Here is a 572-nt window from a genome sequence, read left to right on the forward strand (position 1 = left end):
AAATATGCGAGGGTAAGCACCAGGCAGCCCTGCGTCACGGCGGGCGCGCCGCCGCGATCTTTCGCCGGTTAATGATGGTGCAGGATTGCGACCTCAAGCCTGCACTTGGCATCTCTCTGGCAGCGCTTGCTGACCAGGTGAAGCAGCCGCGGGGACGCCGAACCGGTACCCAGAACGCCAAAAATATTGTCAGTCGAATGAAGAATTTCAGTGTCTTCGTGCATCGAATTATTCCTTCTGCTCGGGATGGAGCAGAGTGAATTCGATACGCCAGCGTACTCATAGCAGGGGCAAGGCAGACAAGTTTATGCCGACATGTCGCGCTGGAAAGCCAATAACCCCAAGGCACAGGCCACCGGCGCGGCATAATCCGGATGGCGGCATTAAGGACATTATGCCGATATCGGCATAATGCTCTTGCCCAAAGCCACGCCTTCCAGCTCGCCCACACGCTCATGGTTCCCGTCACACTCTTCCGCTCCGGCAACGAGTTCGGCGTCCTTCCTCCGATGAACTCGAAGACGGCGAGGTCGACGCGATCGCCGAGTTCGATCCCTTCGACCATAGACCGG

The 572-nt window shown here is 57.9% G+C and carries 2 pseudogenes; both read left to right on the top strand.

From position 1 onward, the window contains the following. Nucleotides 1–260 (top strand): annotated as a pseudogene (locus RCCGE510_RS32810) (hypothetical protein); the annotation flags it as partial. 114 nt (nt 261–374) lie between these two features. Continuing rightward, nucleotides 375–572 (top strand): annotated as a pseudogene (locus RCCGE510_RS35920) (hypothetical protein); the annotation flags it as partial.

Origin of the sequence: Rhizobium sp. CCGE 510, from assembly GCF_000292525.1 — a bacterium.
In the GTDB taxonomy this organism is placed as follows: domain Bacteria; phylum Pseudomonadota; class Alphaproteobacteria; order Rhizobiales; family Rhizobiaceae; genus Rhizobium.